The organism is Prosthecobacter sp. SYSU 5D2, from assembly GCF_039655865.1.
Classification (GTDB): domain Bacteria; phylum Verrucomicrobiota; class Verrucomicrobiia; order Verrucomicrobiales; family Verrucomicrobiaceae; genus Prosthecobacter.
On the sequence record NZ_JBBYXL010000020.1, the window covers coordinates 1 to 17,822 of the forward strand.

Here is a 17,822-nt window from a genome sequence, read left to right on the forward strand (position 1 = left end):
CCGCTCCAGCCAGAGGTCTTTTTTGGGGACTTCCACCAGCAGGTGGAAGTGGTTGCCCATGATGCAGTAGGTGGCGAGTTTGACGCCGCAGAAGTCTGCCAGCCGCCACATGAGGCGTTTGAGCGCCTCCTTTTCCACGTCATCGAAGAAGACCTCGCCGCCGCAGGTGCGGGACATGACGTGGTAGCAATAGCTTTCATAGGGGCCTTTGCCGACGATCCGTTTGCGTCCGCCTGACCAGGACCGCGCGGCAGGATAGGGAGCGGTTTTGGCATTCACGCCCACGAGCTGCGCCTCCAGCGCATCGCGTTGCGGATCAGTCGTTTGAGTCGCCTTCATACCCCGATGCATAGCATCAAAGCCGTCACCGTCAACAACTGTATGCCTGGCATTAAAAGATTGAAATCTGCGATTGATTTTGACGGAGGGTTGCCTCACCATGATATCAATTCAGCGGTCGCCTGAACGTCATGCCTGTCTAAAGATGAGATACGCCACCACCTGCCTGCTGTGTTTGATCACAGCGCTTTTTTGTTCCTGCTCTTCCAGTTCTGGGAGCAAGGTATTGTCTCAAAAGGGCACCCGCATCACGGCGGTTCGCACAACCGCCTACACGCACACGGAGTCAGACCATATCCAGTATGGGGCTCGCACGGCGGTCGGCACTCCTTTGAAGTACGGCTCGGTGCGCAGCGCGGCGGCGGACTGGTCGGTGTATCCGGTGGGGACCATCTTTCAGATTGAAGGCAGCCCCTATATTTACCAGGTGGACGATTATGGTTCAGCTCTCGTCGGGACCAACACCATTGATATCTATCAGCCGAGCAAAGCCCACATGAATGCCTGGGGCGTCCGCAATGTGAACATCCGGGTCCTGCGCTGGGGCTCCAAATCCAAAAGCCTGGCCATCATGAAAGACCGCGCCAAATACGATCACGTGCGCAAGATGGTCCAGCGCATCCAGCGTAGCTAAAGTTCCGCTGCGTGACCAAGTCTGAACGCGCCTCCTATGTGCTCCAGCGTCTGGGGCAGCTCTATCCGGATCCGCCGGTTCCGCTGGATCACCGGGATGCTTATACCCTGCTGGTCGCCGTTTTGCTTTCGGCCCAATGCACCGATGTGCGGGTCAATCTGATCACGCCCAAACTCTGGTCTCTGGCTTCCACGCCTGAGACCATGGCGCAGGTGCCCGTGGCGGAGATCGAAAAAGTGGTGAAGCCCTGCGGTCTCGGTCCACAGAAGGCGAAGGCCATTCAGAAACTATCCCAAATTCTGGTGGAAAAACATGCCGGACAGGTGCCGGCCGATCTGGCGCTTCTGGAGGAACTGCCTGGGGTGGGACATAAAACCGCCCAAGTCGTCATGGCCCAGTCCTTTGGCATTCCTTCTTTTCCTGTGGATACCCACATCCACCGGCTGGCCCAGCGGTGGAAGCTGACCGAAGGGAAAAATGTCATGCAGACTGAGCGCGATCTGAAGCGCCTCTTCCCCATCGGGTCTTGGAACAAGCTCCACCTTCAGATCATTTTTTATGGACGGGAATACTGCTCAGCGCGCGGTTGCGATGGGACGGTCTGTGAAATCTGCACCACGCTTTTCCCTGAGCGAAAGAAGGCATTGAAAACAAAAAAGGCTTGAGCCTCAGGCTGCTTGCACACGCTCCTTCAAAAGGTCTTTGAGCCGGGCCAGGTCCACCGGCTTCACCAGATGATGGTCAAAGCCGGCCATCAGCGCACGCTGCCGGTCCTCCTCCTGGCCATACCCGGTCACAGCGATCAGCAGGACATCACTCCCCCAGGGTTCCAGCCGCAGCAGCCGGGCCACTTCATAGCCGTCCATGGTAGGCAGCCCGATGTCCAGCACGATGGCTTCCGGAGTGAGTTTGCGGGCCTGTTCCAGTGCTTCCGGCCCATCATAAGCCAGTGACACCTGGTGGCCGGCGCGGCCCAGCAGCCTGGCCAGGCCCACGGCGGAATCCACGTTGTCATCCACCACCAGCACCCGCAGCGCTTTCGTCGGGTCACTCACCTGGGGGCTTTTATCCTGCGGGGCAGGGATCTGTACGGCTGCTGCCGGCAGTCGCACGGTGAAGAGACTTCCCTGGCCGGGGCCTGCACTGAAGGCTTCCACCTTGCCATCGTGCATTTCGGTCAGCTTTTCCACAATGGTCAGCCCGATGCCGAGTCCGCCTTCGCTCCGCGCGATGGAACGCTCCCCCTGGGTGAAAAGCTGGAACATTTCCGGCAGCCGTTTGGGCTCGATGCCCATGCCGTTGTCCTTCACAGTGACCACGATCTCCTGTCCCTGCCGGGAGGCTTCCATGCGGACTTTACCTCCCTTCGGGGTATATTTGGCCGCATTTGTCAGGAGGTTCAAAATGATCTGTTCAATTCGGGTCGGGTCTGCCATCAGCCACAGCTTGTCACGCTCAAAATGGCACTTGAGCTCATGCCCTCTCTCTTTCATCAGGGGTTGGGCAGAGTCACAGGCCCGGCCCAGCACCACAGCCAGATCAATGATTTTGCGACGCAGCCGGATCTTGCCGGTCGTGATGCGGGAAACGTCCAGCAGATCATCAATCAGGTGGGCCAGCTGGGTGGTCTGCCTTTCGATGACGCCTGCGGCCCAGGCGTGCGTTTCCGGGTCCCCGGCAGCTTGGAGCAGGGAGGCGGCATTCGCCACCGAGGCCAGCGGATTGCGCAGCTCATGCGCTAGCATCGCCAGAAATTCATCCTTCCTCCGGTCCGCTTCTAGCGCCAGGGCGGCCATCTTTTCGCGCTCTTCCAGCAGGGAGCGGACTTGATATTGCCGCCGCCGGGAGCGCATGGCGGCCTCCAGGGTGCTGACCAGCGTGTCCGGCCTCACTGGTCTCTCGATGATGGAGACATTGCCGGCGGGCTCCAGTGCCGCCAGCTGTCTCCGGCGATAGGCAGACTCTCCACTGCCGGTGATGATCACCATGGGCAGGTCCGACCAGGACGGCTGCTTCAGCAAAAGGGCGGTCAGGTCATCAATGAAGGCTTTCCCCAAAACTTCTTCGGCCAACAGCAATACACCGCAGCCTTTTTCCGCCCGTTGGCACAGCTCTTGAAAATGACTGCAAACATGACTTTCGAGACCTGCTTGGATCAAAAAATCAGCTGTCAACCGGGCATCATTACCTGTCGGGGCGAGAATTAGGATTTGATGTTCTCCCTCTCTTGCCCTGACATCCGCAATGACATGGGTGTCCGGGTTTTGGGAGACGGCGGTCTGGGAATCCATGCTGTAGCGGATTAACGGGCTTCTTGGGCATCCATGAGCATCGGCACGCCAGTAAGCACGCCCTGAAATTCATGCAGCGGCTCACCCACAGAAATGCCTTTTATATTGACGATGAGTCTGCGGATCGTCCGTTCATGGTCACCACTGCGCTTCTTAATGACAGAGATCGCCTGTTTCACCTCTCCACGGGATTCATAAAAGCGCAGCAGCAGCACCGTATCCGCCAAGTAAGTGAGATCCACCGACGCATGCATCTGCCCGATGAGCCCCTGCTGTGCGAGCACCAGGATGGTAATGACCCCCTGCTGGTTCAGGTAACCGAGCAATTCGTGCAACTGGAGCACGAGGTAACGTTCCGCAGGCATCGCGTTAAGGTAGCCGTTGATGCTGTCAATGATGATCATGCGGACGCCATTTTTAGTCACTGCCTGGCGGGCGCCGTGCGCCAGCTCTCCCGGCGAGATCTCCGCCGGATCCACCGTCTGGATAAGGATCATGCCCTTTTCGACCATCGGGTTCAGGTCCATGCCCATTTTGGCTGAGCGGTCCAAAAGAGTGCCCAGCGTTTCATCAAAAATAAAGAGCAGCACCTTTTCCCCCAGCTCGGCCGCCCTGAGGGCGAACTGCAGGGTAAGGGTGGACTTGCCGGTTCCGGGCGGTCCCATGAAGATGGTGCTGGTTCCGCGCCCCAGGCCGCCGCCCAGAAGCTGGTCAAGTTCGCCTATGCCGCTGGAAAAGTTTTCACGGGTGAATTCGGTGATCCCCTCCGCGGCCACAAGTCTGGGGAAGATCTCCATGCCGCCTTTTTTGAGGATCAAGTCGTGCGTACCCTCCATGAACTCGGAGCCGCGGATTTTAACAACACGAAGCTGCCGTTGTGCGACGCCATAACCGGAGGGTGCACAGGAAAGGACAAGTACGCCGTGAGCAATGCTTTCCACCTGTAAATCGTTGCTGTTGGAGGAGCGGTCATCCAGCAGCAGACTGGTGCAATCCCGGCCGGCAAAAAATTGCTTCAGTTGCAAAATCTGCCTTCGGTACCTCAGGGGAGTATCCGCCAGCATCCTCAGTTCAGACAGGGAATCAAAGACCACGCGGGCAGGATTTACCCGCTTCACTTCGTCAATCAGGGCCGAGATGGTGCGGTTAAGCTCAATTTCTGACGGGTGGAAAAAGGTGCTTTCTGTGTCATGCCGGATCTTTTCTTCGATGGAAGACAGCTCGTATAGATGGATGCCTGCCAGATCCCACCCATGGGATTTGGCCACCACCATGATTTCATCTTTGGTTTCCGAGAGGGTGATGTATAACCCAGTTTCCCCGCACTTCACGCCTTCCAGCAGAAATTGCATGGCCAGAGTGGTCTTCCCCACTCCTGGATCACCTTTGATTAGATAAAGCCTATTTTTAGGCAGGCCGCCTGATAGAACGATGTCGAGACCTTCGACACCCATGGTACAGCGTTCGCTGTGGTGGTTATTTTTTGAGGAGTCCATGTTGCGACTGAGCAAAAAGTTTCAAGATGGGTGTTACCCCCAGAATTCTTGTATTAAAGATTCGTTGCAGCGGGCGCTGCCGGTTCCCAAAAAAAGCGCCCTGTTTCCAGGGCGCTTCTGTTTGGGTCTTGAGGTGGGAGAGCCGGATTACCAGCGCAGGCGGGCACCGGCACGCATGGTGCGGGTTTCATCACCCAGGTCCATGCCCAGGTTCAGATCCATCTGCGGGAAGACGCGGAAGTAGGCGCCAAAGTCGATGACCTTGCTGTCATAGTCACTGGCGCTGCTGACGGTGACACCGGCCTGCAGTTCAAGCCAGTCCACCATCTGGTAGCGGAGGCTGGGGCGCACATAGATGCCGCCGTCCGTATAGCTGATGTTGCCGCCCGAGGAACTGAGGTTGGCATAAACCAAGCCCACTTCCCCGACGAAGTGCAGCTTGGGCGTGATGGCCATATAGGCACCGCCGCCGATGGTGATGACTGAGAGGTCATAGTCGGCTTCAGCCGCACCCCGGACATTCTTTTTGCCGGTGCCGCTGCTCCAGTTGAAGCTGCCTTTGACAAAGAAGATGGTGGGCAGGTCAATGGAAAGCACCACACCGAGACCGTGGCTGCCGTTCAGCTCTCCGCCGCTGGGATCCACATAACGGTAGCCAGCTTCGACATATCGGTAGTTCAGCATGTTGCTGCCGGTCATGCTCTGCTGCATGCCCCAGGAATTCGTCGTCACCGGCTGCTGATACCCATAAGTGCCAGGGGCTGGTGGCGGGGTGGGATCCATCATGGTCGGCCCGGCATAAGGGGAACTCATGGGGGGCGGCGGCAGCGTGGGGGACATGGCATTGTAGCCTGTGTTCCCGTAAAGCCCGGCACCTGCGGGTGGCTGAGGTGTGTATCCACCTCCTGAACCCGGATAAGCCGGCGCACCAGGATACTGCGCGCTGACCGGTGATGTGACACACACAATGGCCAGAAGAATGAGAGCGAGAGCAGATTTCATGGGTTTCGGGGTAAACCTTGATTATTCAGTTATCTTAAATAATTCAAAATAATCCCGGCTGCACTCTTTTTTTCAAATATTCTCATTATTTCAGTGAATGCAGGTCTTCACGCCAGATCCTCCCTGCTCCAGTAATCACTGCTTTGGCATGTGTGGAATCAAAACATCCGGAGCCTGATTGCGCTGATGCAGACGTTTGGTGGCCTCTTTGGCAAAAATTTCCTGAGAGCGCTGTAACTTGCCCGTGTTGCTGGCAAGTGATGTCCAGGTGCCGTCGGCCTTCAAAAGCCGTCCACGAGAGGTGTCGGCAAAATGAGTCTCCAGGATCTGGGTCAGACGTTTCTTGGCGTCCTTGTCCTCAATGGGCACCAGCAGCTCCACCCGTTTGGACAGGTTGCGATTCATAAAGTCGGCACTGGAAATGAAGATCACCGGCCGTCCGCCCTGGCGGAAGTGGTAGATGCGCGCGTGCTCCAGGTAGCGGTCAATGATGCTGACCACGCGGATGTTTTCACTGAGATCCTTCACACCGGGGCGCAGGCAGCAGATGCCGCGGATGTTCAGCCGCACGCTGACCCCGGCTTGGGAGGCCTCATATAGGGCCTCGATCATTTTGCGGTCTTCCAGGGCGTTCATTTTCAGCATGATCTCCGCCTCCTCCCCCTGGCGGGCGCGTTCCGTCTCGCTTTGGATCATGGTCAGCAGCCGCTCCCGCAGGCCAAAAGGGGCCATGGAGATGCGCTCAAAGTGAACAAAGCGTGAGCGGCCCGTCACCGTGTTAAAAAAGGTACTCGCATCGCTGCCATAGGTCTGGCGGCGGGTCAGGTAGCTGATGTCGGTGTAAAGTTTGGAGGTGGCCTCATTGTAGTTGCCAGTACCAAAGTGCATGTAGCGCACTAGGTGCCCGGCCTCCCGGCGCATCACCAGGCAGATTTTGGCGTGGGTTTTCAGCCCGCGCACCCCGTAGATGATCTGCGCTCCGGCGTTCAGCAGCTCCTCCGCGCGCTCCAGGTTCCGGGCTTCATCAAAACGGGCTTTCAGCTCCACCAGTACTGTCACATGCTTGCCCGCCTGCGCCGCACGGATCAGGGCGCTGATGATGCGGCTGTTCTTCGCCGTGCGGTAGAGGATCTGCTTGATGGCGATGACGTCCGCATCTGCTGCGGCCTCTTCAATGAGATGCAGCACCGGGTCAAAGCTCTCATAGGGATGGTGCAGCAGAATGTCATTGCGCTTGATCGCATCAAACATGCTCTCTCCAGGCTCAATCTGGGAAGAACCCTGGCTGTCCCAGGGCTCCACTTTCAACTCATCAAAGCCGGACAGACCCGCGATGACAAAGTAGGCCCGCAGATCCAGCTCTCCCGGGATGGTATAAACTTGGGCTCCTTTGGCCCCGCAGAGGTCGCGGATGGATTTGACCAGGTCACGCGGCGCGCCGTCCTCAATCTCAATGCGGATGGTGGGGCTTTGCAGGCGTGCCTCCAGGATGTCCTCCATCTCGCTGGCCAGGTCAAAGGCGCTCTCATCATCCACGGCGATGTCCGAATTCCGGCTCAGCCGGAAGCGGGCGCTGGAGGTCACTTTTTCCGAAGGAAAATAATGGTGCAGAAACAGGCACAGAAGATCCTCCAGATTCAGGTAGGCATGCTGGCCGCTTTCGACCTCCGGCACCAGGACGTGGCGGGGCAGGTTGGATGGCAGGGTAAAGAGCACCAGCCGTTTGGTCTTCTCCCCATCTGTTACGGACTGCACCGAGCTCAGCAGCGCGATCTGCAACGCGGGTACGGAGATGCGCGGCGTCTCATCATCCAGGGCGATGGGGGAGAGCACCGGGAAGATGTGCTCCATGAAGTGGGCCTCCAGGTGCGTGCGCTGCGCCGGGGTCAGCTCCTCTGGGCGCAGGCGGCGGATGCCTTTCTCACGCAGGAGAGGGAGCAGTTCCGTGTTCAGGATCTCACACTGGCGGCTGACGAAGGCCGTGGCCCGCTGCTGGATCTGCTCCCACTGCTGGGTGGGGGTGAGCCCCGCGTGGTCCTTCACCCGCCGCCCCTGCTCCCGCAGCAGTTGCAGCGCGCCGACGCGGACCATAAAAAACTCGTCCAGATTGGAGGCCGTGATGGCCAGGAATTTGACCCGCTCCAGCACCGGCAGTTCTTTTCGCGCCGCCTCGGCCAGCACACGTTCATTGAAGGCCAGCCAGCTCAGCTCGCGATTCAGAAAGTGTTCGTCGGTATAAGGGGTGGCAGACCTGGTCGGGGACATCAAACATGATTGCGGCAGGCAAGGGACCGTGCAAGTGACGTTCGCCGCAATGGCTGAAGTTTGACAAGTGGCTTCCAGGGAACGGACTCGTGGATGCAAACGCCGGATTTCATGTAGAATGCAGGCTTCCAGGCAGGATTTTTCATGGATAATGATGAAAGAAATTCGCTCGGATAAGGCGGGTCTTTATGCCCCGGATGATTTTGTGCCAACCGCACCGGAGGTCTTCAATCTAGTGGACTGAACCGGACTGGCTAGCGATCCCGCCTTTGCCGCCCATTTCACCTTTGTGGAACTGCTGAATGGAAATGGCGATGAGGCGGCAGGGCTGGACCTGCCGGACATCAGCGGCTCCGGTTTCGTCTGGGACATCAGCCAGTTCACTACCAACGGCAGCATCGCCATCGTCCTCATCCCCGAACCCTCGCGCCTGCTGCTGGGAGCGCTGGGATTTGCTGCCTTGTTCCTGCGCCGCCGCAGGGATCTTTGATCTGTCCTCTCTTGCGTGCGCAGCCTCCAGGTTTTAAACACTGGCCCTCTGCCCAACCATTTATGATCCTAGACACGCTTGACCAGTCGGCCCGTTACGAAGTTTTGTCTCCACGCTTTGCCAAGGCCTTTGCCTATCTGCGCACGGTGGACGGCACCCAGCCGCTGGGGCGGCATGACATCGCGGGAGATGATGTCTTTGCCATCGTACAAACCTATACGACCAAGCCGCAGGAGAGTGCTCTGTTTGAAGCCCACCGCAAATACATTGATGTGCAGTTTCTCTATTCAGGCCGCGAGACCATCCTGTGGGCTCCGCTTACCGCGATGAAGGAGGAGACGATGGCTTATGATGCGGAAAAGGAAGCGGCTCTGTGGAAGCTGGTGCCGGATGTCACCCCGCTGCATCTCAGCGCCGGTCATTTCTGCATTCTCTATCCTGAGGATGCCCATGCTCCCTGCATCCAGTGGGATGAGCCAAGCGAGGTCTTTAAAGTGGTGGTGAAAGTGGCGGTGTGAGGCTCAGCATGGGTGGACAGTATAACCATATATAAAATAATTCTGAAAGTTGAGCTTCGGGCGGCGGTTAACATGAGATATCCATTCCAGGACCTCCAATGATCAACTTTTTATATCTGTCGAAGGGACTCAATGCGATGGCCCGTGCTCACCGGATGGGCTCAATGGCAGGGCATCTGGGGGCGGCGGTAGTGGCAGGTTATTTTGTTGGTGAACAGCGGCCGGATCTGGAGGCAGAGGTCAATCAGGGGATCGAGGGCGATCTTGAGCGCGTGATTGCAGGTGAATCAGTCTTCGGGAAAAGGATGACAAAAAACGCGAAACTGACGGATTCGGAGTTGTTTGAAGCTTTTCCAAAGGAGAAGCCGGACGAACGCCTGATTGATGACATTGCCGAAGCATTGGCAAAGAACATCGCGTTACCCAGGGAGTCAGGCCACAATGTGATTTTTGCATCCATCGCCATTCACGCACTCAAAGAACACCCGGAGTTCGCGACCCCCTCAGTCATTGACGGCATTCGCAAGCTGATTGGCCTGTTTGACAAATCACATCCGGGAAGTGGCTACTATGGGAAGGCGAAGGGCCGGATCACCGGAAACAAAGTCACCCTTGCGGACATGGCGGCTGAAGGCGCACCCCACTACACAGACATTCCGGGCATGGTAGATGCGGTTCTGGATGAAATCATCAACCAGGATCCAAACAACCACCGCCAGGGTTATGGAGGGCTGCTGCATGTGAACAACCATGCGGCGGCGATCACCGAACTGGCGCAATACGGATATCCTGAACTGGTGCCCGCCGCAGTGGCTGCGCACCATAGGCACCTGCTCCTGTGGAGAAGCCTGCCGAATGTGGCGGATGAATTCGGGCCAGAAGCTTTCTCCGAGTACAATCCTTTTACCGCTGCCTACTGGACCTCAGGGAAGGTGCCGTATGACCGTGCGCTGCTCACTCACCGGGTCAAAACGATGTTCGGCTTCAATGAATTGGCGGAGGCTACGGACAATGATCTGAAGGAAAAGAGCGCTTTCGAGAAGCTGCGTTATATGATGTAGGCCGAAATGGCTTAGCTTCTTTGCTCGTGCACGGCTGGGCACTTCTCAAAGAACCAGCTGGGCAGGGGCGTGGGCTACACCAGCCTTTCCCGCAGAGCCCGTGCCACGGCGGCGGCGCGGCTGTGCACGCCGAGCTTGATGAAGAGGTTGCGGGTATGCGTGCCGGTCGTATGGATGCTGACATTCAGCCGGTCGGCGATTTCTTTGGCCGTCAGGCCATCCACCATCAGGGCCAGCAGCTCCTGCTCACGCGGGGACAGGGAGACGGGCTGGCTGGCCGGTTTGGTCAGCTTTGCCAGCATCTGCACCACAGTGGCTGCCACCTTGGGGGACATGGGGGAGCCGCCTTGAGCCGCTTCCAGAATGGCCTCGGCCACGGTCTCGGCACGGCAGGTTTTTAACAGGTAACCGCAGGCGCCTGCACTGATCGCCTGGCTGATTTTTTCAGCGTCTTCAAAGACCGTCAGGATGACAACGCGGCACTCCGGGGCACAGCGGTGCACATCACCGATGATGTCCAGGCCGCTGCGTCCGGGCAGGCCCACATCCAGGAGCAGGACCTCTGGCATATCGCGCGGATGGAGACTGCGCAGAACGGTGAGCATGGTTTCGGCATTGGCAAAGACGGTGCCTGGCGCCAGGCCGTTGGCGGGCGTGCACAGCCGCTGCAGGGAGCGGCGGAACAAATCGTGATCTTCAACGATCCAGACTCGGATTGGGTTGTCGGATTTCAAACTGTCGGTTACGGGGGGTTAATTGATCAGGCGGGCATCCAGAGAGGCGTGCGGGGAATGTTCAGGTGAATGATTGTTCCGGCTGCCGGTTTGGAAAAAAGGTGCATGGTCGCATGCAGGGCGCTGGCGCGTTCACGCAGGTTGCCCAGCCCGTGGCCGGAGGCGGGTTTGCCGGTGTCAAATCCGCTGCCGTTATCGGCAATTTCGATCCTCAGACCCAGGTCCGTGGGGATCAGGTGGAAGCGCACGCGGCTGGCTCCTGCGTGGCGTGAGATGTTGTGCAGCACCTCTTTGCAGAAGAGGTAGATTTCCCGCTGCGTCTCCAGGTCAGGCTCGCGCACCAGCGGCTGGGCGGGCAGGGCGCAGTCCAGGCGGATGCCGCGCAGCAGGCGTTCCGTCAGGCCGTGCAGCACTTCCAGCCAGTTCCTGCCGGCCTGTCTGGCCGGATCACGAAGCAGGTCCACCATGTCACGCATGGAATTGGCCGTCTCTTCCGCCACGCGGCCGATTTCTGCCATGTCAGACTGGATGGATTCCCGGGTCGCGTCCGCCTGGGTGGCCAGGGAGCAGATGAGCGTGATGCTGCCCAGATTGGACCCGATTTCATCATGCAGGTCACGGGCCAGTTTGTCATGCATGCGCTGGGCATCCAGGCGGCGGTGGCGGTGCTGGCGCCAGAGCAGAAGACTGGAAAGCAGGATGAGGCCGGCCACGCTGCCCAGGCCGCCATAGGCCATCTGGTTGTAGGTCCGCTGTAGCAGATCAGTGCGCGCAGCCTGGAGACGGAGGCGCTCGTTCTCCAGATCCCGGCGCAGTTCCAGTCCCACGATCCATTCTGGCAGGTCCAGGATGCGGCCGCTCTCTGTCAGGCCGTCCGTCAGCGACTCCAGGCTCCATCCGGCCGCCTCCTCACCCTTCAGCACATCGGTGGCGGTGAATCTGCCATTGGGGGCATGGTTGACGCCGTTTTTTAGCGCCTGCACCTCGGCCAGGGCAAAGACATAATCGCTCCGGCGGTACCATAGTTTGTTAGCGGTGATGCGGATGAACTGTGCTTTCAAGCCCGGGGCGGGGATGCACACGGCGTTCATACCCGGCAGCGGATGGTAGCTGTCTGTGACCTCATGCAGCAGCACTGCATCGCCAAAGTCAGCCTGCGTGGCCGCCTCCACCTTGTAGAGAACCGGAAAGCCGTAGTCAAACCACAGCGGCACTTCTCGCTTGCGCACCGGGAACAGCCGCACCTCGTCCAAGTCCATCACTTCTGGAAAAGAGAGCGTGAGCGATTTGACTGTCTCGCTCTCCTCTGCCACCGCGCTGTGGTAGCCCAGAGTGCCGCCCTCCTGCGGCCCCACCGGCAGTCCCAGCGGCGTCACCATGTCCACCAGATTGGCCCGGGTCCAGGCGCGAGGGGCGTTGCGGGTGCTGGAACTGGATACACGGCCCAACGGTGCCAGGTTTCTTTTTCCTGACAGCACCATCATCTCTGCCAGCGCCAGCACCTCAGGCCCGTCCACCGTCCAGGGCTCCGTCGCCGTGAAGCGCACCCGGTGGACCGGGCGGGGCTCAAAACGTGCCACCACGGGAAAGCAGCCCGGGTTGGGAAAATCCGCCTCCGTGCGGTCCAGGACTGTTTGCGCCGCACCATTTTCGTCAAAGACCTCCAGCTTGAAGCGGACTGGAAATCCATAGCCCGGCACGACCGCGCTGGCCGCCTTGGCCAGGGGTGGAACGAGCACAATGCTGTCCACGGGATGCGTTTCCGGCAGGCTGATTTCAATCCACCTCACATCCTCCTCGGTGGTGTAGCCGGTCTTCAATCCTGCACGGACGGAAGAATTGATGAGCGGCATTTCCGGCAGCGTGCCGAGCTGCGTCTCCACCTCTCCGATACGGCGGTCCTGTTTTTCCAGCTCACCCCATGACCAGAAGGCCAGACGCCTGACCCACTCGGAATCTGCTTCCAGAGACAAGGCGGCGGCGGCGAGGATGGCACTCAATAACTTCATGAACTCCTGACAAGTAAGCTGGCTCTTGGCGGTGTCGCCTCGCATATTTTGGTGAGGTGACATTCATCCAGGGGGCCGCAGGATCTGGAAGACATTTAAAGAGTCGGTTTGCCAATATTCTCCCACTGTATGAAAGCTCTTCTCCCTCTGCTCATCACAAGCATCCTTGGCAGCCTGCCGCTGCTGGCGCAGGAAACGGCACCGCCGTCTTCACGGACCGTCCCGCCAGACATCAACGGCTTTAAAACGGTCATCCCTGCACCGGCGGCAGTGAAGCCGCTGAAAGTGGCCATCTATGATGGCGGCGGATCTTCGAAGGCCGGGGTGGAAAAGGTCAGCCAGGCGGTGACGGCACTTCCGGGTTCCACCGTCACCCTGGTCACCCCGGCGGAGATGGGCACGGTGGATTTGAAGGCCTTTGATGCCGTGGTGTTTTGCGGAGGCAGCGCCAGTGTTCAGGCAAAGAACATTGGCGAGACAGGCCTCAACAATGTCCGTGAATTTGTGCGGGGTGGCGGCGGTTATGTCGGCATCTGCGCGGGTGCGTATCTGGCCTGCACCGGGTTTGACTGGAGCCTGGGCATCCTGAATGCCCGCACCGTATCCAGCAAATGGCGTCGCGGCACCGGCTACCTGGACATGGAAGTGGTGCCTGCTGGAAAAAACCCGCTTGGTGAGGTGAACGGGATTTTCAAAGTGCGCTATAACAATGGCCCCGTCATCAAGCCTGATTCCCGCCCGGACATCCCCGCCTACACACCGCTGGCACTCTTCCGGACCGAGGTGGCGGAAAATGGATCGCCAGCGGGTGTGATGGTGGATTCTCCAGCCGCCGCCAGCGGCAGCTTTGGCCAGGGCAGGGTCTTCATCTCCAGCCCGCATCCGGAGAACACCCCCGGTCTGGAGCACCTCATTCCCCGTGCCATCCTCTGGGCCGCAGGCCAGGATCAGACCCCAGCCCCTGCCAAACCCAGCGTCGTGCCATGAAAAAATACACCGCGCTTTTATGCCTCCTGCTGGCACCCGCTGTCTTTCTTGCCGCCAAAGACCCGGACCGCGAAAGCTACCGCTCCCCCTACAGCGTCAAATTTTCTTTCGATGAGAAAGACCTCATCGGCGACCTGATGAAGGGAACACGGTCTAACTGGAAGGACTACGCCAGCGTGCCCCATGCCGAATGGTATAACCCCAATAACCGCACCCGCTGGGGATATTGGGGACCCGCCGCCACGCATTTTAACCCGCCTTCAGGCCTGGCCTCCAAAAGCCCGGACTGGTCCCGTGAGCGCATCATCGCCACCGGCCTTCGTTATGTGGGTTATTCCTATCAGCATCACCATGTGCCTGACTGGGAGCCGCCAGCCGACTGGCCTGTCAGCAAGGACCAGACCACACCCGTAGGCAAAGGCCTGGATTGCAGCAACTACACCGCCTTTGTCTATAACCTGGCCCTGGGCATCAAACCCACGGGCGATGTGCGCAAGCAGTCCGAACTGACCGAGGTTCCCGGCCCCGGTCCCAACCGGACCCTGCCCGTCCGCCGCATCGAGCTTCCCAAGACCTACGAGGACTTTGAGAAAACGCTGCTTACCGGAGATCTCCTGTTTATCAACAACAGCAGCGGCAACATCTCCCACGTCGTCCTCTGGGTGGGAAAAATTGGCCGGTCACCGGATGGCGTTCCCCTCATTTTGGACAGCACCGGCACGGGCAGTGTGGATGCCAACCAGACCGCCATTCCGGATGGCATCTACCTGCGCCCCTTCACACCCCGCACCTGGTACTTCCGCCAGGCCAGCCACATCCTGCGCATCATTCCTGACGGGGTGAAACCCGCCTCCCGATGAGACCTTTCCTTTTGTTGATTTTCACCGCTGTCCTCCTCTGGAGCGCCAGCCCTCAGGACATCCGCCCGGGCAACAGCGTCTTCGGAGACCGGCAGTTCATTGAATATGTGCCGGGAGACCTTCCTGTCATCATCGCCGCGCCGCATGGCGGGCGTCTGTTTCCGGAGGACGTGCCGGACCGCACAAGCGGCGTGAAAGATGCGGATGCCAACACCCAGGAACTCGCCCGCACCATCGCCGCCGTCATCCACGCCCGCACAGGCAGGCACATCCACCTGGTCATTTGCCGCCTGCACCGCAGCAAGCTGGATGCCAACCGCGAGATTGTGGAAGCCGCCCAGGGTGACCCGCTGGCCGGACAGGCCTGGGAGGAGCATCACGGCTTCATCGAGCAGGCCTGTGCCGCTGCCGTGAAGCAGTATGGCGTGGCCTTTCTCATTGACCTCCACGGGCATGGGCACAAAGACCCGCGTGTGGAGCTGGGGTATCTGCACACCCCGGTGGATCTCTCATCAGGCGAAGACGTACTCAACGCCCCCGGTTTTGCCGCTGGCGGCAGCCTTGGCTGGCTGGCGGCCCGCAGCAGTCTTCCCTACGTCCAGCTTCTGCGCGGTCCGCAGAGCTTTGGCGCCCTGCTGGAGGAGCGCGGATTTGCCGCCACACCCAGCCCGCGTGCGCCGGTGCCGGATGAGCCTTATTTCAAAGGTGGTTATACCATTGCACGCCATTGCGATGCCTCCCGGCATGTCACCGGCTTCCAGATTGAGGCCAACCGTCCGCGTTTGCGAGATACCGCCGCCAACCGCCTGGCCTTTGCCCACGCGCTGACCGGGGCCTTGGAAGTGTATCTTCCAGCTCAGCTCGGCGTCTCTCTGGATGGCGGTGGCAAAGCCGCCCCCGCCGCCTCTCCCGCACCTGTTTCCGATACTTCCCAACCTGACCAATAACCTCCCCTGCCATCCCCCGAACCCAATCGGCTTCGCTCCCCAACCAGGCGATGCTGAACGCTGATTGAGCTATGAGAAATACCCCCCGCCCCTCTGCCGCCACCCATCTTCAGACTGTTGCCACGACTTCCCGAAAGGCACTTTGGTTAAGCACCGTGTGGACAGTTTTGAACCTGTTTCATCCTCACGCTGCCGGTCAGAGTACCTTCACCACCGCCTCCGGCAGCCAGTCCTGGGGCACAGCGTCCAACTGGACACCCTCAGGTGTTCCCAATGCCGTCGGCGCTTCCGCCATCATCCTGACGCCGGTGGGAGGAAACCAGGCCATCAACAGCTTTGGCGTGGCTCGTACGCTCGGCTCATTGTCCATCACCAATGATTCCACGAACACCTTTTCCATCACCACGTCGAACACGCTGAATCTGGATGCCACCACAGGCAATGCCTCCTTGAGCGTCGCCGGTGCCGGAGATGTGGTGAATACCTTTGGCGGCAATTTGAATGTCGTGCTTCTGGACAGCGTGGACCTCTCCGTCACCAATACGACCACCACTTCCGCAGACGGTGCCTTGCGCATCAATGGCGAAATCTCAGGGGCGGGCAGGATCAATAAACTGGGCGCAGGCACCGTCACCCTCACCGGCACTAATACCTACACCGGCGGAGTCAGCATTGTGGAAGGAACCCTGCGCATCACCGTCGGTGCCGGGCTTGGGGCCAATCCAGCCTCTTATGTCGCGGACCAGATTGTGCTCAATGGCGGCACGCTTGCCTACGGCAGCACCACTGGCAGTTTCAACTCTGCGGCCAACCGGGGCTTTTCCTTGGGCAATGCTGGCGGCACATTCAGCATTCCCTCCGCCGGTGCCACTTTCACCGTTTCAGCCATCATCGCCGATCTTCCGGGGGAAACCGGTGCTTTCACCAAGACCGGCAATGGTACCCTCAATCTCAATGCCGCCAGCACCTACTCCGGCGGTACCACCATCGCCAGCGGCACCCTCCAGGTGGGCGTGGGTGGCTCGCTGGGCAGCGCTTCCAGCACCGTTACCCTGGGCAGTGCAGGCGGCGGAAACGCCTCCCTCATCAGCTACCTCGCCGGGTATTCTTATGCGCAGGACATCCAGGTGGCGGCGGGCAGCGGCGGCACCCTGACTCTCGGTTATACCAGCACCGCCAGCTTTTCAGCCCACTTCACCGGCGATATCTCCCTGAATGACGCCCTGACCCTGCGCAGTGAATCCGCCGAAGGTTTTGCCATGCGACTGAGTGGAGACATCTCCGGTCCCCATAATCTCACCAAAACCGGCGTCGGCACCATCCGTATTGAGGGTGATAATTCCGGTTATACCGGCACCACCACCCTTAGCAACGGCACCGTGCAGCTCGGCAGTTTTGCCGGCAGCGCCAATGGGGACCTCGGCTCCGGTCCCATCATCAACAACGCCACCCTCCGCATCAACCGCACCAATGCCTTTGCCCTGGCCAATGTCATGAGCGGCAGCGGCGCGCTCGTCCATACTGGCAGCGGCACGACCACCCTTTCGGCAGACAATTCCTATACCGGCGGCACCAGCGTCACCAACGGCCGACTCATGGTCACCAATGCCACTGGCTCCGCCACTGGTAGCGGCCCTTTCACCACCGCCGCAGGCACCGTCCTGGGCGGCACCGGGCGCATCATTCTGGCAGATGCAAACAGCGCCACGCTTTCCGGCCAGGTCGCCCCTGGTCTGACTGGCGTCAACGACGGCGTCGGCACACTCACCATAGGCAGTGAAAACGGCCAGGTAACTTTCCAGACCGGCAGCAGCATCGCCTTTGAACTGCGTGCGGATGGAGATAACGACCAGCTCTCTTTCACCAGCACAGGCGCAGGCCTCATGGATTTCTCCGCCCTCGCCCCTGGCAGCCTCAGCGTCGCTTTCACCGGCGGGTACACGCCAGATTTGGATCACCGGTTTGATCTCCTGGACTGGTCCGCCCTCACAGGCCCCGGCGTTACTGGCCTCAGCACCAGCCTGTTGAATTTGCCGACCACGGGTTTCGATGCCAACTGGGCCTGGGACACCTCCCTGTTCACCAGCAGTGGCGTCATTTTCATCTCCCTGGTGCCCGAGCCCTCCCGCCTGGCCTTCGTCGCCCTAGGCCTTCTCAGTCTCATCACCCGCCGCCGCCTCCGATAAAAA

The 17,822-nt window shown here is 59.5% G+C and carries 16 protein-coding genes; 9 read left to right on the forward strand and 7 right to left on the reverse strand.

Annotated elements, in window-relative coordinates; all coding sequences use genetic code 11:
• A partial coding sequence (locus tag WJU23_RS23370; RefSeq protein ID WP_346335056.1) for a transposase occupies positions 1–339 on the reverse strand: 339 nt, incomplete at its 3' end.
• A gap of 145 nt (positions 340–484) precedes the next feature.
• Here WJU23_RS23370 and WJU23_RS23375 point away from each other — a divergent pair.
• Both WJU23_RS23375 and nth read left to right on the forward strand, forming a co-directional pair.
• A complete protein-coding gene (locus tag WJU23_RS23375) occupies positions 485–973 on the forward strand; it encodes a 3D domain-containing protein (protein WP_346335057.1) in 489 nt (162 codons plus the stop codon).
• 11 nt (positions 974–984) lie between these two features.
• Positions 985–1,638, forward strand: a complete 654-nt coding sequence (gene nth / locus WJU23_RS23380; protein ID WP_346335058.1) for an endonuclease III — start codon at positions 985–987, stop codon at positions 1,636–1,638.
• A 3-nt stretch (positions 1,639–1,641) separates the two neighbouring features.
• On the opposite strand, the gene WJU23_RS23385 is transcribed toward nth, so the two are convergent.
• From WJU23_RS23385 to ppk1, 4 genes are all read right to left on the reverse strand, one after another.
• The gene (locus tag WJU23_RS23385; protein WP_346335059.1) at positions 1,642–3,030 is read right to left on the reverse strand and encodes an ATP-binding protein; all 1,389 of its coding nucleotides are present in this window, start codon (positions 3,028–3,030) and stop codon (positions 1,642–1,644) included.
• 245 nt (positions 3,031–3,275) lie between these two features.
• Positions 3,276–4,760: an ATPase domain-containing protein gene (locus WJU23_RS23390; protein ID WP_346335060.1), complete on the reverse strand. Its 1,485-nt coding sequence runs from the start codon at positions 4,758–4,760 to the stop codon at positions 3,276–3,278.
• A 147-nt stretch (positions 4,761–4,907) separates the two neighbouring features.
• The gene (locus WJU23_RS23395; protein ID WP_346335061.1) at positions 4,908–5,762 is read right to left on the reverse strand and encodes a hypothetical protein; all 855 of its coding nucleotides are present in this window, start codon (positions 5,760–5,762) and stop codon (positions 4,908–4,910) included.
• 135 nt (positions 5,763–5,897) lie between these two features.
• Entirely contained in the window at positions 5,898–8,027 is a 2,130-nt protein-coding gene (ppk1, locus tag WJU23_RS23400; RefSeq protein ID WP_346335062.1) for a polyphosphate kinase 1, read from the reverse strand.
• A gap of 289 nt (positions 8,028–8,316) precedes the next feature.
• Between ppk1 and WJU23_RS23405 the strand changes: the two genes are divergently transcribed.
• From WJU23_RS23405 to WJU23_RS23415, 3 genes are all read left to right on the forward strand, one after another.
• The gene (locus WJU23_RS23405; protein WP_346335063.1) at positions 8,317–8,517 is read left to right on the forward strand and encodes a PEP-CTERM sorting domain-containing protein; all 201 of its coding nucleotides are present in this window, start codon (positions 8,317–8,319) and stop codon (positions 8,515–8,517) included.
• 62 nt (positions 8,518–8,579) lie between these two features.
• Positions 8,580–9,035: a YhcH/YjgK/YiaL family protein gene (locus tag WJU23_RS23410; protein ID WP_346335064.1), complete on the forward strand. Its 456-nt coding sequence runs from the start codon at positions 8,580–8,582 to the stop codon at positions 9,033–9,035.
• Positions 9,036–9,133: 98 nt separating this feature from the next.
• Positions 9,134–10,096 (forward strand): hypothetical protein, encoded by a 963-nt coding sequence (locus WJU23_RS23415; RefSeq protein WP_346335065.1) that lies wholly within the window; start codon positions 9,134–9,136, stop codon positions 10,094–10,096.
• Positions 10,097–10,170: 74 nt separating this feature from the next.
• On the opposite strand, the gene WJU23_RS23420 is transcribed toward WJU23_RS23415, so the two are convergent.
• Entirely contained in the window at positions 10,171–10,830 is a 660-nt protein-coding gene (locus WJU23_RS23420) for a response regulator transcription factor (protein ID WP_346335066.1), read from the reverse strand.
• Between the two features lie 26 nt (positions 10,831–10,856).
• The gene (locus WJU23_RS23425; protein ID WP_346335067.1) at positions 10,857–12,839 is read right to left on the reverse strand and encodes a histidine kinase; all 1,983 of its coding nucleotides are present in this window, start codon (positions 12,837–12,839) and stop codon (positions 10,857–10,859) included.
• 129 nt (positions 12,840–12,968) lie between these two features.
• Here WJU23_RS23425 and WJU23_RS23430 point away from each other — a divergent pair, with 129 nt between their 5' ends.
• The 4 genes from WJU23_RS23430 (at position 12,969) to WJU23_RS23445 (ending at position 17,819) form a co-directional block, all read left to right on the forward strand.
• Positions 12,969–13,826: a BPL-N domain-containing protein gene (locus WJU23_RS23430; RefSeq protein WP_346335068.1), complete on the forward strand. Its 858-nt coding sequence runs from the start codon at positions 12,969–12,971 to the stop codon at positions 13,824–13,826.
• Complete coding sequence (locus tag WJU23_RS23435) at positions 13,823–14,686, forward strand: NlpC/P60 family protein (protein ID WP_346335069.1); 864 nt, start codon at positions 13,823–13,825, stop codon at positions 14,684–14,686. Before WJU23_RS23430 ends, WJU23_RS23435 begins: the two co-directional genes overlap by 4 nt.
• Complete coding sequence (locus WJU23_RS23440; RefSeq protein ID WP_346335070.1) at positions 14,683–15,633, forward strand: hypothetical protein; 951 nt, start codon at positions 14,683–14,685, stop codon at positions 15,631–15,633. Before WJU23_RS23435 ends, WJU23_RS23440 begins: the two co-directional genes overlap by 4 nt.
• Before the next feature lie 71 nt (positions 15,634–15,704).
• Positions 15,705–17,819: an autotransporter-associated beta strand repeat-containing protein gene (locus WJU23_RS23445; RefSeq protein ID WP_346335071.1), complete on the forward strand. Its 2,115-nt coding sequence runs from the start codon at positions 15,705–15,707 to the stop codon at positions 17,817–17,819.
• Positions 17,820–17,822: the final 3 nt, after the last annotated feature.

Excerpts from the sequence above, each read along its gene's own strand:
- WJU23_RS23440 (WP_346335070.1), top strand. The coding sequence starts at position 14,683 with ATGAGACCTTTCCTTTTGTTGATTTTCACCGCTGTCCTCCTCTGGAGC.
- WJU23_RS23415 (WP_346335065.1), top strand. The coding sequence starts at position 9,134 with ATGATCAACTTTTTATATCTGTCGAAGGGACTCAATGCGATGGCCCGT.
- WJU23_RS23395 (WP_346335061.1), bottom strand. The coding sequence starts at position 5,762 with ATGAAATCTGCTCTCGCTCTCATTCTTCTGGCCATTGTGTGTGTCACA.
- WJU23_RS23435 (WP_346335069.1), top strand. The coding sequence starts at position 13,823 with ATGAAAAAATACACCGCGCTTTTATGCCTCCTGCTGGCACCCGCTGTC.
- ppk1 (WP_346335062.1), bottom strand. The coding sequence starts at position 8,027 with ATGTCCCCGACCAGGTCTGCCACCCCTTATACCGACGAACACTTTCTG.
- WJU23_RS23430 (WP_346335068.1), top strand. The coding sequence starts at position 12,969 with ATGAAAGCTCTTCTCCCTCTGCTCATCACAAGCATCCTTGGCAGCCTG.
- WJU23_RS23410 (WP_346335064.1), top strand. The coding sequence starts at position 8,580 with ATGATCCTAGACACGCTTGACCAGTCGGCCCGTTACGAAGTTTTGTCT.
- WJU23_RS23425 (WP_346335067.1), bottom strand. The coding sequence starts at position 12,839 with ATGAAGTTATTGAGTGCCATCCTCGCCGCCGCCGCCTTGTCTCTGGAA.
- WJU23_RS23390 (WP_346335060.1), bottom strand. The coding sequence starts at position 4,760 with ATGGACTCCTCAAAAAATAACCACCACAGCGAACGCTGTACCATGGGT.
- WJU23_RS23375 (WP_346335057.1), top strand. The coding sequence starts at position 485 with ATGAGATACGCCACCACCTGCCTGCTGTGTTTGATCACAGCGCTTTTT.
- WJU23_RS23445 (WP_346335071.1), top strand. The coding sequence starts at position 15,705 with ATGAGAAATACCCCCCGCCCCTCTGCCGCCACCCATCTTCAGACTGTT.